Genomic DNA, 14082 nt, shown 5'->3' on the forward strand with positions numbered 1-14082 from the left:
CTCTAGTATCTACTTTTTAAGGTCCATCTTTACACTTTCGGTGTTTTTCGCATCTAGGTGAGGTCAGAACACACTAAAACCCCATTGCTACTGTATTTTTAATCTGTTACCTTAAAATATAGTGTCAAAATATAGAAAGCATTTAGTATTCAGTTTTATTGTTTTTATCCTCGTCTCTCTCTGGCTGTTGGTTTCTTTAAGGCACGAAAAACTTGTTTACAATTTTTCAGGTAATGGATACACAGTACATTTTGGTGACAATCCTACAAAGTCAGGTAGTATAGTCTTTAGAAATGAACTAGCTGAGCTTTCTTTCTATACTCCCAAAAAACAATCCTTTGGAGTTCTAAACAGCCCTAAGGCAGAATTAGGAAATAATACACTAGTTTATAAAGATATATATTCTGATATAGACTTAAAGTATTCAATTACTCCATCAAGACTTTTGGAAGAATTTATTGTATACAACCTAGATACTGCATCAAAAATAGAAAAAATAGATCAAGAAGTAAAGACATTAGGTATAGATAGCTATCGAGAAAACGGAGGTGGAATATATTTTTATCAGGATCAAAAATTAGCCTTCTCTCTTCCTGCTCCTGTAATGTATGAATTAAACAACAAAGATGAAAAGTCTTTTGGAATTGTCTATGAAATAAGTCAAAAAGATGATGATAGTTATTTAATAGTTAAAAAACTAACTAAAGAAGGTCAAGATTGGATAAACGATAGTCAAAGGAATTACCCAATTGCAATAGATATTGTCATTGATAATGGTGACATTGCTTTGGGATGGGAAAGTTCTGATGCCACCTATACAACTGTTACCCAAGAAACTAGTGTCGTATATGAAGGATCTGGATCAGTTAAAATACAAACAACGGCAGAAGCTGGAACAAGTGTTGAGTTGATGGAGTATTCATCAGACGAAATAGCTCAATCAGCGTATGGTTCAAATTATATAACTTCAAATGCTACCGGTGGAACAATCACTAGTTCTGGTGGGTATACTATCCATAAATTTACAACAAGTGGTACGTTTGTGTTGGCCAGAGTTGCAGATGTAGACTATTTGGTTGTGGGTGGAGGAGGCGGTGGTGTCTCTGGCACCTGGGGCTATCCACATGGTGGTGGCGGTGGTGGCGGTCAGGCTTTACAAAATTCTTCAACATTAAATGCTAATTCATATGCAATTAGTGTGGGCAATGGCGGAGCTATTGCTTCATCTGGTTCCGTAAGTTCAATAGCTGGGGTTACGAGTGCGGTTGGGGGCGGGGGCGGTAACCTCTATAGCGGTGGAACTTCGGGTAATGGATATGCCGGTGGTACAGGTGATGCGAATGTTTCTGGTGGTGGGGGTGGTGCAAGTGCCAATGGTTCTAGGGGTGGAGGGACCGGTGGTACCGGTGGAGCTGGTATTACAAGTTCTATTAGTGGCTCTAGTGTTCAATACGCTGGCGGTGGAGGTGGTTCTGGCGGTGGTGGCACCGGATCTAGGGGGATTGGGGTGTATGGTGGTGGTAATGGTGGTGAAAGTAGCGGACCAGGTTATGCTGGAGCTGGAAACACCGGCGGTGGTGGAGGTGGTGGACATTGGAATTCGGGAGGAACAGGGGGTTCTGGAATTGTTATCGTTAGGTATTTAACACCTCCATATTTACAATCATATTCAGAATCTACAATTAAAACAGAAGGTAGTTACTCATTAAAAGGTGTTGCTAACCAGACAACTAGTTTAAATAAGACAATCACTAAAACATTTGAAACTCCACTTGATATGTCAACTAGTCCATCAATGAGTTTTGATATTCGTGCCAGTAGAACAGGGAGCAACATTAAGATTGGTCTTAGGGATACGGGCGGTACTACTACAGAAGTTACACCTAACATTACCAGTGCTAATGAGTTCCAAACGGTTACTATGGATCTTTCAGGTGTAAGTTCGTCTGACAAAGATTCGATTGATCAACTTGTTATTACTGTTGTCAATGCAGATAGTGAAAATACTTTCTATGTAGACAACTTCCAAGCTGGATATGGCTCAAAAGATGACACTGTAACTTTGACAAAAACTGCCACAGATTTGTCAGGGTACAATGCAATTATATTTTGGGTAAGATCAAATATTGCTGGTAGTTTTGCCAGATTTCAATTTGGCGAGAGTGCAAGCAATGAGCAGTCTTTTGATTTTACTATAAACAATGTAGACACTTGGGAACAAAAGGTTTGGAATATATCAGGAATTAACGCTAGTAGTCGTGATGAGGTAACAAAAATTGCACTTCAACTAACAGAGAACACTAATGGGGCAACTGTTTATTTTGACTATATTCTAACAAACATTCTTCCTGGGGTTGGCTCACTTGATTTACCACTGGATTCGGCCGTGGATCAGTCCTACCTGCCCGTGTTTAAGTTTACAAGTATTGACCCTGATGGTGATGACTTGCGTTATAGAATTCAAGTTTGTAGTAATTTGAGTATGACTACGGGTTGTCAAATTTTTGACCAATCAGACAGTATGGTAGGTTGGAGTGGCCAGGATGCAATGGATGGTACAGCTTATGTTTCAGGTACTCAAGCTACCTATACAATGCAGACCCAACTTTCTCCTCTAACTACTTACTATTGGAGATCTTATGCAATTGATCCACTGGGATCAAATATTTTAAGTTCTACTCAGGGCACACCTTTTTCTTTCACTACTCATGAGGGAGATGCCCCAAGTATTACATCTATTGACTCTGTGGCAGGTGATACTGATTCCATTTACTATGACAATACTGACGACTCAGCTACTGTAATTGCATTTACATCAACTGACGGTGGTGGAGGTGGAGTATTTTCCTGTAATTGGGATGGGGAAGATCTTAGTTTTGATCAGATGGGGAATATTTGTAGCTCCACATCAAGTTGTACAGTTAATCTTACTGGTGATGGTGTTAAGACCGTATATATAAGATGTCAGGATATTTGGGGTAATAAAATGTCAAGTTCAGAATCTGTCACCTATACTTTAGATTCAACTCCTCCAATCTCATTGTCTGCATCTAATTCATCAAGCAGTTGGACAAATGCAAAACCAACGGTTACTGTTTCAAGTCCATCTGACTCATTATCAGGTCTAAAGGAGATAAGATACGTTTGGAATAATAATACTTTAGGGGCTTCTTGTAATAGTGGTACATTAGTTTCCTCAGGAACGGATCTAACTGGAACACTGGCTGAAGGTAGCAATGTCTTGTATTTGTGTGCAAGTGATTTGGCTGGTAATGTTGCAACTTGGAATGGAAGTTATAAATGGGACAACGGAAATCCAATTGTAAATATCACATCGCACGTCGGTATCATCTACAATTCATCAACCATTCCCGAGACAATTGCAGGAACTGCCTCTGACGCTGTCTCAGCAGTTTCAAGTGTGGCTGTTGCCATCTCCGATGGATTCAATTACTGGACTGGGGTAACGTTTGACAGTTTAACAAGGGTTTGGTTGGCAGTTACTGGGACTGTTTCTTGGGAATATGTATTTAGTCCCACAAGCGATGGTGAATATACTATAGAGTCAAGGGCAATAGATAGTGCTTCAAATCAGGCCACGTCGTCAGAAATTAGTTTTAATTATGATGGTACAACCCCACAAATTACAAGGGTAGAAAGTGTCGAGGCAACTGCTTCTACAGCTGTGATTTCTTGGGAAACCAATGAGCTATCTTCAACGCAGTTGGAATATGGAACAAATACAAACGTGGGGTTAAACACAACAACTACGGTTGAAATTGATACATCACCAAGGGTTACAGAGCACAGCGTCTCTCTAAGTGGATTGCAATCCTGTACAACTTACCATTATAGAGTTATATCAAGAGATAGTGCGGGCAATACATTAACTGGTTCAAATAAAAGTTTTACCACTCCAACTTGTCCTGGCGCTGCTACAGTTGAGTCGGAAACTACTGAAACTGTAACCACATCAAGTGGTGGAACTGTCCAGCATTCAGAAAGTGGAGAGGTTAAGCTAGCCTTGACAGTTCCTGCCAACTTCTCAAATTCCGATGCGGACTTCCAGATTAAAAGACTTGAGAAATCTTCAGTAATTACGATAACGTCTACACCAACAAGTACAAAGTCCGTAATTGGAGATCACGTATATCAACTTGATGCCTTAGTAAGTGCAACTGAGAAAGCTGACAGCTTTAATGAACCGATTACAGTTACAATGAGTTATACCACTGAGCAAATTGTTGGATACAATGAAGCTTCATTAGTTATATATCGTTGGAATGGCGCAAGTTGGTATCAACTTTCAAATTGTAGTGTGGATACTGAAGCTAAAACTGTATCTTGTGAGACAAGTGAATTCTCAACATTTGCACTATTTGGTGAAGGCTCTACAAGCTCACTGGCCTTGAATATATCAGTTGAAAATAACTCACAACCTGAAGTTTGTGGAAAGGTCTCTCCAAGTGGGAGTAGACCTTGGTTATATGGAGCAATTCCTCAGCCTGATAGGTCCATAAAACTTTACTTTACTGATGCATCTGGACCGTTAACTCATTATTCCCTTGAATATGGAACTAAACCAGGTGTCTATCAATATGGAAATCTAAACATAGGTGCTAGAGGAGATGGATATAAACAATATACTGTTTCTAATTTAAGGCCAAATACAAGATACTATTTCAGGGTTAAGGCTGTTAATGATTGTGCAGGTGGACTATGGTCAGATATTAAAGAGGCCTCCACTGTCATTAACAACATATCACTGGAACAAGAAGAAACTATTAGTAGTGTTTGTAAAGTCTATGAGGTTAAAAGCGGTGATACTTTATGGAAGATAGCAGAAGTTGAATTTGGAGACCCTTACCTTTACGGTGATTTGATAGCCAGTAATCAGCAACAATATCCAAGTCTATTAACAAGCCCTGGAAGTATTGAAGTTGGTTGGTTATTAAAACTGGGTTGTGAAGACCAGATAGAAGTGTCAAGTGATTTGAATCAACAAGAAGGTGATTCAGACGATGGTTATACCCAACCAGAGATTAAGAAAGTCAACTTATTTACCAAGTGGTATCAAGCCATCTGGTCAATGTTAAGAGAATTCTTTTCTAGATTAAGATTCTGGTAACAATTAGTCGTTCTTTACCTGATTCTCTGTGTGTCGGAATGGGCAGAATTGAACTGCCTGTCTCTTCGTCCCGAACGAAGCGTGATACCGATTCACTACATTCCGTAGCTATGCGAGGGATGCAAGCTTTGCCTGCAGTTTACGTGTGTCCTCGTTCAGAATCGAACTGAAATTTAGGGATTAGGAATCCCTCGTTCTATCCGTTGAACTACGAGGACATTTGTGTGAATTATATCATTTAATAGTTAGAGAATATAAATTTGGAAGACTACTGTCAGAGCCAAGACTTGTTAAAATTAACAATTTATTCGCATTAACAAATGGATATGCATGTGGGTCAATGTAGTCGCCTGAGAAGACTGTTTGTCTGTTTGTGCCGTCATAGTCCATAATTATTATTTTACCCTGATCTGGCAGTATTAAATGCCTTGAGGTAGGTAACCAATAAAGTGACCTACCATTGTTGTTAACTTCAAAATTTTTATCTTCTTTAACATCATAGACATAGGTCTTACCTTCTTTAATATCTCTAGATTCTTGTTGTGTTGAACTCCCAGGTAATTTTGAAATCAAATCCATTTCAATTTTTGCCTCACTACTTGCTGTGTACATAACCATATTTTCATCAGGGGAGAAGGTGTACGAAGAACTGTTTTCTGACAAAATTTTGGCTACTTCCAAAGGCAATGTTTTAAACTCAGCTTCCTGCTTCTTCATTTTTTCAAGATTCCACTCATTAAGAATTTCATTTTTTTGTAGTGCTATATTGACCAAATTATTAAGTGGTGTAAATTCGTTCGTACTTACTAAGTAGACTGCTCCTAATTTTGTTTCTATCATCAACTCCCGATTGTTGGGTGAAAAACTTAAAGTTGAATCTACAAAGATGGCATCAGTTATCTTTTTGGGTTCATTTGGAAAACCAATTGGTAGTGAAGAAACGCTCATAATCCATAACCCATCTTCATTAGTGTATGCAATTTTACTAAAATCAGATGAAACTACGGGATTCTCTGCTCCATCGAAGGTAACTGGGGAAAAAGATGGTGCAGATTTAAAAAGATGAGCTGTTACTTGCGTGACCTCTTCTTTTTTAATGTTTAACGTTTTACTCCAAGTTATATGGCCATTTTTTTTGATTTCAACAAAATATGTATCTGGGGAAAGTCTTAAATTAGTGTTTGTTGCCCCCCTTAATGCTCCATCAATATAGATTGATGCCCCGTCTGGCTCAGATTTTGCAACCAAAATACCGTTTTCGTGGAATGACAGAGAGCCTATATCAAACTGATACCCTCTAGCTAATAGTGATACAAAATAACCAATAGTTCCCACGAAAATTAAAGTAATTAGAAGAACTACCACCCTTATCAAAGTCATATTTTTGGTTTTCGCCATTATTCAATTATACTATATAATTGACGATATGCTTAAAAGAAAAAATATAGCCATTGATTTGGGTACTGCCAATACTTTAGTTTGGGTAGTGGGCGAGGGAATAGTTGCAAATGAACCAACAGTGGTTGCCACTTCAGTTGACGACAATAAAATAGTAGCTGTTGGCGAAGAAGCTAAAAAAATGTTAGGTAGGACACCAGAAAGTTTAATTGCAAGTCGTCCAATGCGTGATGGAGTAATTGCAGATTATTCTGCTACCGAGGCTATGCTTAGATATTTTATTAATAAGGCTGTTACTTCCGAGGGGAATTTTCAAAAGGCTCTTTCTCGTTTTTCCTCTTTTTTATTTAGACCAAATGTTATGGTTTGTGTGCCTGCAGGTTGCACACAGGTTGAAAGGAGAGCTGCTCTTGATGCAACACTATCTGCTGGAGCCGCTCATGCTTATTTAATAGATGAGCCATTGGCCGCAGCAATTGGGGCTGGTATTCCAGTTTCTGCCCCGTCTGGGCATATGATTGTTGATTCTGGTGGAGGTTCAACTGAGGCTGCAGTTATATCTCTTGGTGGGGTTGTGGTTCATAAGTCTGTTCGCTCAGCGGGAACAAAAATTGATGAATCTGTAATTAACTACTTAAAGAAAAAGCATAATTTGGTTGTGGGGGATGCGACAGCTGAGGACATAAAAATAAAAATTGGGTCTGCAACACCTCTTGCTAAAGAGGAAAAACTGGAAATCAGTGGTCGAGATCTTGTTTTTGGATTACCCAAGACCGTAACTGTTACCTCAACTGAGATAACAACAGCAATTAGGCCCACGCTTCTTATAATGATTGGAGCAATCAAGGCGGTTCTTGAGGACACGCCACCTGAACTTGCAGCAGACATTATTGATAAAGGCATAATTATGAGTGGTGGGACTTCATCACTACGTAACTTCAATAAACTGATAACTGAAGAGACTGGAGTACCTGCACATACTGCAGATGAACCTCTTTTGTGTGTAGTGAGGGGAACTGGACTTGTATTGGAAAATATTGAGCTCTGGAAGAGGTCAGTAACAACTAAAGGATAATTGTTGCGTTAATTAATTCTATTAAAACCTGACAGTTTTTGGATAAAGTTGATAGAAAGTTAATTAATATACATCCTGTAGTTTTAAGTATTAAAAATAACTTAATTGTTGAAGGGTTGAGGATAACTATTATAAAACGAGACTGAATTTTGAAGTAAAAAGTTATACAAAAGTGAGTAAAAGTGTACACAGACGTTATTAGTCAGATGTATATAGTAGTTGTAATAGTTTAAGTAGAATAGAACTTGAAAAAACTAGTCACTGCGGAAATAATTTTTTGTTTAATAATTAAGTAAAGCTTAATAAAAAGATAAAAAATAGTAAAAAAGGATAGATTAATGTTTTAAAATTAGGCACATATGATAAAAACAAGAACAAAAACTGGTCCAAAACACGGTCATTTGTTAGGAATTAAGGTTAGTAGCACTAGTCGTCCTAAAGTGCTAAAGTTTGTGCGTGAGAGACTTAAGACGAAGGAAAAGTTTTATATAGTTACACCAAATCCAGAGATAGTTTTGATGGCTATGAAGGACTGGCTTTTGAAAAAAGCGATATTTAGATCAGACTTATCTGTGCCCGATGGGATAGGTTTGGCTCAGGCTAGAAAGTACTTATCTTTACCAGATCCTCAAGGGTTATCTAGGCTGTTTGAGTTGTTATATCAAGGCTATCAGGTTGCCATAGCAACTTTTAATAATAGAGAATGGCTAACCAAAGACTTCGAAGTTATAAAGGGACGAGAGTTGTTTTTTGATATTGTCAAAATTGCAGACGAAAACAAGCTAAATGTCTATTTGTTTGGTGGGGAGAATGGGGAACAGGAAATAGCAATGGAGCTACTTAAGAAGAGATTTCCCAACATTACTTTTAAAACACACTACAAATTCCCAAATTACACCTTAAAAGGCCAGCCAGCAACCGTAGAAGATAGAAGATTGCATAAAAAGATATTAGGAAGCATCAAGCTATTTGAACCTGATTTGGTTTTTGTGGCAATGACACCACCAAAGCAAGAAAAATGGATATTTAGGAACTTCTTTAGGTTACGTGCTACTGGTGCAATGGCTGTTGGTGGGACTTTTAATTTTGTTTCGGGGAACTCTAAACTACCTCCTGTTTGGATGGCGAAATCAGGTCTTGAGTGGGTTTGGAGGCTTATTAATGAGCCATATAGATATAAGAGGGTATTTAATGCATTTCCTAAATTTCCTTGGACAGTTTTTGTGGCAAAATTAAAAAGAAGGAAGTTTGAAGCTACATATAGTGTTGTAGAGAAGTAATCTTTTTAAACACCTCTGCAAAACTCTTTTTCGCGCGATATAGTTTTCCCTCTACAGCTCGTGGAGAAATTTGTAAAATGACAGAGATTTCTTTATATGTTAAGTCCCGATAATACCTAAACTGCAATAGTCTTCTTTTTTCAGGAGGTAGAAGGTCTAATACTTCATTTACTTTACTTCTTAGTTCATCTAATGCCAGTTTTTCGTCTATTGCGATATCTTTCGACTCTATTTGAGATAGTTTTTTAAGAGTTGGAAAAACTAATTTTGACCTTCTATTTATTTGGTCTCTGTAGTAGTCAGCTATTTTATTTAGGGCAATTCTGCAAAGCCAAGTAAAAAATGAAGATTTATTCTGAAATGTTTTATATCCTTTCCAAGCACTTGAAAAAGTTTCTAAAACTATCTCATCAGCCATTTGTGGATCGCTTCCAATTCTTTTAAATACGAAGCGCGTAAGGGGAGAAATGTGGGATTTATATAGCTTTGTAAAATTCATAGTTGATGATTGGCCTTCAGTAAAAATATCGTATCCTTGATCAGATTTTTTTTAATCCAATCTTTGGTTTTGTTGTCAACTAGTTCTCCTAAACCATTAAGAACATGCTTAAGTGGCCAATTCTCCAGACACTCAATACATTTTTTAATGTACTGGTCTTTATCCATCTGAGTTCTACTTTTAATAAGATCCCAATTTATGTCGAAGCGGTTTTTAAGTAAAAACCAAGTGTCAAAAACATCTCTGTTTACAGATTCTCTGCGTGTTGTTAAAGCGATCAACTTATTAGCAAAAATATCTTTTTCTACCATTGTTTGAATTGGTATACCTAAGTAATTTGATATTTTATATTTACTACCCAAATTTCTCTTGCTGATTTCAATTTTTAAATTTCTTTGTCCTTTTTCGTAGTTAAGTAATGTAAATATTGTATATTTTTTGCTTGTTTGTTCTTCAAAAGACCCAATATTTTTAAGTATTTTTTTAAGACGAGGTAAAACAAGAGCTTCTTTTTCAGGGTCAAGTAAGTCAAAATCCAAATCAACACTGAAACGATTGAGATTATATTGAATATAAAGCAAAGTTCCGCCTTTAAAACCTAAAATTGGGCCTAACAAACTATCTTCATAAATTGATTTTAAAACATCAAGCATTATTGATCTATGTTTAGCGACGTTTAGCATATGATTCTATATCCTTTTTATTTATATCACCTTTGTAAACATAAAGCATATTTTGGCAATTATCAAAATCAATTGGCTCTAAATTATCAAAATGTCGTTTGCCAAAAATATATATTGTGTCTAGAAAGGCTCTCTCAACTGTTGCTTCTGGATAGTTGTTTTCATAAATAATTCCTACCGGATTATGTAAAATTTCTGACTTTACTTTTTTGTAATATATTTTTACATCTTTTATCTCAATTTCTCTTGTTACATAACTTGCTAAGTGCACCCTGCTGTCATATTGAAAAACAACATTGTGTTTTGAAAGTATTGTTTCAAAGCTTATGTATGATGGGGTATAAAGTTTTGTTGCTAACTCAAATTTACTAAATTCTTCATCTTTACTATAAATTCCTCGCCTAAGGGAAAACAATTCACCCCTTTTTACATAATAACTTATTTTAGATTTGACTATGTCAGGGTTTGTCTCACCTAAAATGAGTGATATCTCTCTTGTTGTAAATACGGTTTGTGGAAGCCTATTAATACTGTAGGTAAGATTTTTCATTACTTCCAGTTTATAATAATAATTATTTCTTGTCAAGTCGTGGGTTTTTTAAGGTTCTAAAGACTAACTTGATATGACGACAAGAGAGGTGATTGATAGATGAGTAAAGAAAACAAACCAGATTTAGAATTATTAGAGTTAAAAAGTCATAGTAAACCAAAAGAAGAGCCTAAACCTGATCCTGAACCTGTAAATAAAGGGACAAATAGTTTGGAAACGAATTGAAAAAATGTTAAAGTTGAAACAATGAAAAGTATAGCCATATTTGACATTGATGGTGTTATTTATGATGGTCACTCTATATTTGATCTGATTCAAGATCAGGAGAATAAAGGATTCATAGAAACAGGTTTATGGGACTCCATTTTAGAACATCTGGAAAAATATAAAAAGGGTGAATTAACGTACAAAGAAACAGCTGACACAATGTTGTTGGAGTATTCAAGTAGTTTGAAGGGTGAAAAATATGATGATGTTGTTGATTATAATTTGGATTTTATAAAGAGATCAAGTAAAAAGATATTTCCTTACTTTAAAAGTTTGGTTTCTGACTTAGAGAAAACACATGATATTTATTTTGTTACGACAAATTTTGACTTTACCGCAGAAGCGTTTACAAAATATTTTGATTTAAATGGCTTTCTTTCTTCGAAAGTAAAACAAAATAACGGAGTAATTCAAGAAGGATTGGAGTTATCATTGGGAGGAAACAAGGGGATTGTTACTGACTTAATTGACAAGTACGGTTTTAGTGGTTCAATCGCAGTTGGTGACTCAGAAAACGATATCGATATGCTAGAGAAAGTCGAAAATCCATTAGTCATGGAGCCTGATGATAAATTAAAAGATATAGCCTTATCAAGAAAATGGACAATTGTGGATCGAAACACTATTTCTGATACAATTTTTGCCTTCTTGACATAGTAATGTAAATAAATTACACTTCTGGGTGAGATGGCCTTTATTAAAGAGATATATAAATATGCACGGAATGGTCAGACAGTTTTTAGTTTAGCTGATCTATCTGGTATAAAAAGAGACTATAGTGGATTAAAATTAAATCAAGCAATTAAATATCTTGTCAAAAACAAAGAGTTAATAAGACTTTCCAAAGGTTTATATTCATTCGACAGCAATTATTCAATTCAAGAATTTGCAAATAAATTTAGAACACCTTCATATATCAGTCTTTATACTGTCTTGTTTGAATCTGGAGTAGTATTTCAGCCATATGAATCTATCTTTGCGATTTCTCAAAGGTCGGAAACAAAAGTGGTTAGTGACACAAAAATAATTTATCGAAAAATTAAGGACGAAGTATTATTGAACCCTTTGGGGATTGAAAATACAAACTCTGTTTATAAGGCTACGATTGAAAGAGCTATCTGTGATAAAGTTTATCTAGACGGGGTAGAATATTTCGATAATTTGCGAGAGATAAATTGGGAAAAGATAAAACAAATAAACACGGAAGTATATGATGATAATTATTTAATAAAAAAATGGATATTAGAAAACACAAGACAAACTTAACAAACATTATAATTGATATTTATAAAGATAACTTGTTGTCAAGAAGCCTTGGCTTTAAAGGTGGAACTTCTGCAATGCTTTTTTATAACCTGCCACGTTTTAGTGTTGATCTAGACTTTGACTATGTTGGTGATAAGAACAAAATTGAACAGGTAATAGCTAAGATTACAGACTTGCTTTCAAAAAAATATACGATTAAAGATCAAAGCACTAAATATAATACTCTTTTTTGGCTTGTAAGCTATGCTAAAGGTGAACATAATATAAAAATTGAGATCTCTACTCGTGACAATAGCTATAATCATTATGAACCTAAGATTTTTTACGGTGTAAGTGTTAATACAATAAATATTAGGGATATGATTGCTCATAAGATGGTTGCTTTTACAGAAAGGCCATCTGTGGCCAACAGAGATTTGTTTGATATTCATTATTTACTAGGTACGGAATACGCAACAGATATTAACTATGAAGTAATAAAAAGAAGAACAAATAAAAAGCCTAAAGAATTTTACATGAGTTTACTTATGCTTATTGAAACAATCAATTCAAACAAGATCCTTGAAGGTTTGGGGGAAGTATTAACAGATCCACAAAAAGATTGGGCAAAAGCAAAGTTGTTGATTGAACTTAAAAATCTAATCCAAAGACAAATAGATCTGGTATAATATTTCCTACATGGCTAACACAATTACTCTTCCAAAAGATACTACTGTCCCAAACCATATTGCCATGATTTTAGATGGTAACAGGAGATGGGCTAGGTCTAGGGGTTTACACACACTGCAAGGACACAAGGCTGGATTTGAAGCTGGGCTAAAAATTGCACAGGCTGCTCGAGATTGGGGAGTTCACACCTTCACTGTTTGGGGTTTTTCTACAGAGAATTGGGATAGGGATCCAAAGGAAATATCTTATTTAATGACTCTTTACAAAGGTATGGCTAGGGAGGTGGGTAAAAGGGCCGACAAAGAACAAATTAGGTTTGTGCATTTAGGACGAAAAGATGATTTGCCAAGGGATTTGGTAAAAGTTTTTACAGACTTGGAGGCAAAAACTAAAAACTATAAAAATCATGTGTTTAATGCAGCAATTAATTATGGTGGACATGACGAAATACTTCGGGCGACAAGAAAGATAATAAATGACGGAGTGAAGGCTGAGGATTTAGACAGAGACTTGTTTGCATCATATCTTGACACTGGTGACCAGCCATACCCATATGTTGACTTGTTTGTTAGAACTTCTGGAGAACAAAGAACATCAGGCTTTTTACCTTGGCAACTAAATTACGCAGAGTATAGTTGGGAACTTGGACATTTGCCGGATATGACACCTCAAAAGTTAAAAGATCTAATTATTGATTTTTCAAGACGTAGAAGAAGATTTGGTGGTAATGATGCTATGGAACATTTTACTTTTGATCCACATTTAGTTGCAAACCTTGAACTTAAATGGTGGAGGTTGGGGAATATTCCAGAAGGTGTTAGTTTTTTGGAATATTCTGTCAAACACTTAAAAGAACAGTTTGGATTATCAAAAGAACTTGCAGGCAAAGCAGCAATTTATTCACTTGAGGCAATTAGGTTTCAAGATAAAAACAAGTTAGAAAAAGCAAAGAATTCTCTTAAAAAATTCTATAAATTACTAAAGAGTGAATTAAAACTTGCTTTTGAGCCTGAAATAGTTGCTTCTTTGGAAGTTGAGATGAGGAAACAAAAAGGGGAAAACGAGGAAACCACAAAGGAGCATTTGGCAGAAGTTTATAGAATTAGTCTTTTTCAAGCGGCAAAAGCTGCCCACCTTCGCGTTCTTGCCAATATTGCTAGAAATAAAGGTGATTGGAACAGGGCAGAGGATTATTTAGAGAAATATTACAATGCTTTGAAAGAGCGTATAGCATAATTCGAAGCAATGCCAAGCTTGTTTACAATTT

At 36.0% G+C, this 14082-nt stretch carries 12 protein-coding genes and 2 tRNA genes; 8 read left to right on the top strand and 6 right to left on the bottom strand.

Going from position 1 to position 14082, the window contains the following annotated elements; translation table 11 throughout:
* Window positions 1-121: 121 nt before the first annotated feature.
* The gene (locus tag QY322_04205; GenBank protein WKZ25554.1) at window positions 122-5128 is read left to right on the top strand and encodes a fibronectin type III domain-containing protein; all 5007 of its coding nucleotides are present in this window, start codon (window positions 122-124) and stop codon (window positions 5126-5128) included.
* 33 nt (window positions 5129-5161) lie between these two features.
* Here QY322_04205 and QY322_04210 read toward each other — a convergent pair.
* From QY322_04210 to QY322_04220, 3 genes are all read right to left on the bottom strand, one after another.
* Window positions 5162-5233: transfer RNA gene (locus tag QY322_04210), tRNA-Pro, on the bottom strand.
* A 41-nt stretch (window positions 5234-5274) separates the two neighbouring features.
* Window positions 5275-5346: transfer RNA gene (locus QY322_04215), tRNA-Arg, on the bottom strand.
* 16 nt (window positions 5347-5362) lie between these two features.
* Window positions 5363-6526: a PEGA domain-containing protein gene (locus QY322_04220; protein ID WKZ25555.1), complete on the bottom strand. Its 1164-nt coding sequence runs from the start codon at window positions 6524-6526 to the stop codon at window positions 5363-5365.
* Window positions 6527-6554: 28 nt separating this feature from the next.
* On the opposite strand from QY322_04220, the gene QY322_04225 reads away from it, so the two are divergent.
* Window positions 6555-7601: a rod shape-determining protein gene (locus tag QY322_04225; protein ID WKZ25556.1), complete on the top strand. Its 1047-nt coding sequence runs from the start codon at window positions 6555-6557 to the stop codon at window positions 7599-7601.
* A 359-nt stretch (window positions 7602-7960) separates the two neighbouring features.
* Window positions 7961-8881: a WecB/TagA/CpsF family glycosyltransferase gene (locus QY322_04230; protein WKZ25557.1), complete on the top strand. Its 921-nt coding sequence runs from the start codon at window positions 7961-7963 to the stop codon at window positions 8879-8881.
* On the opposite strand, the gene QY322_04235 is transcribed toward QY322_04230, so the two are convergent.
* The 3 genes from QY322_04235 to QY322_04245 are packed head-to-tail and all read right to left on the bottom strand — an operon-like array spanning window position 8856 to window position 10613.
* Window positions 8856-9380, bottom strand: coding sequence for an RNA polymerase sigma factor (locus QY322_04235; GenBank protein ID WKZ25558.1), 525 nt, complete (start codon window positions 9378-9380; stop codon window positions 8856-8858). The genes QY322_04230 and QY322_04235 overlap by 26 nt on opposite strands.
* Window positions 9377-10063: a nucleotidyl transferase AbiEii/AbiGii toxin family protein gene (locus QY322_04240; protein WKZ25559.1), complete on the bottom strand. Its 687-nt coding sequence runs from the start codon at window positions 10061-10063 to the stop codon at window positions 9377-9379. Before QY322_04240 ends, QY322_04235 begins: the two co-directional genes overlap by 4 nt.
* Entirely contained in the window at window positions 10047-10613 is a 567-nt protein-coding gene (locus QY322_04245) for a hypothetical protein (GenBank protein WKZ25560.1), read from the bottom strand. Before QY322_04245 ends, QY322_04240 begins: the two co-directional genes overlap by 17 nt.
* A 99-nt stretch (window positions 10614-10712) precedes the next feature.
* Here QY322_04245 and QY322_04250 point away from each other — a divergent pair, with 99 nt between their 5' ends.
* The 5 genes from QY322_04250 to uppS are packed head-to-tail and all read left to right on the top strand — an operon-like array spanning window position 10713 to window position 14051.
* Window positions 10713-10838 carry a hypothetical protein gene (locus tag QY322_04250; protein WKZ25561.1) on the top strand — a complete coding sequence of 42 codons (126 nt, stop codon included), beginning with the start codon at window positions 10713-10715 and terminating at the stop codon, window positions 10836-10838.
* 21 nt (window positions 10839-10859) lie between these two features.
* Window positions 10860-11537 carry a haloacid dehalogenase-like hydrolase gene (locus QY322_04255; GenBank protein ID WKZ25562.1) on the top strand — a complete coding sequence of 226 codons (678 nt, stop codon included), beginning with the start codon at window positions 10860-10862 and terminating at the stop codon, window positions 11535-11537.
* 30 nt (window positions 11538-11567) lie between these two features.
* Window positions 11568-12146 (top strand): hypothetical protein, encoded by a 579-nt coding sequence (locus tag QY322_04260; GenBank protein ID WKZ25563.1) that lies wholly within the window; start codon window positions 11568-11570, stop codon window positions 12144-12146.
* On the top strand, window positions 12116-12814 hold the full coding sequence (locus QY322_04265; protein ID WKZ25564.1) for a nucleotidyl transferase AbiEii/AbiGii toxin family protein: 699 nt from the start codon (window positions 12116-12118) through the stop codon (window positions 12812-12814). Before QY322_04260 ends, QY322_04265 begins: the two co-directional genes overlap by 31 nt.
* Window positions 12815-12824: 10 nt before the next feature.
* Window positions 12825-14051, top strand: coding sequence for a polyprenyl diphosphate synthase (gene uppS, locus QY322_04270; GenBank protein WKZ25565.1), 1227 nt, complete (start codon window positions 12825-12827; stop codon window positions 14049-14051).
* Window positions 14052-14082 lie beyond the last annotated feature (31 nt).

Source organism: bacterium (assembly GCA_030583725.1).
GTDB lineage: Bacteria > Patescibacteriota > Microgenomatia > UBA8517 > UBA8517 > JAUYMM01.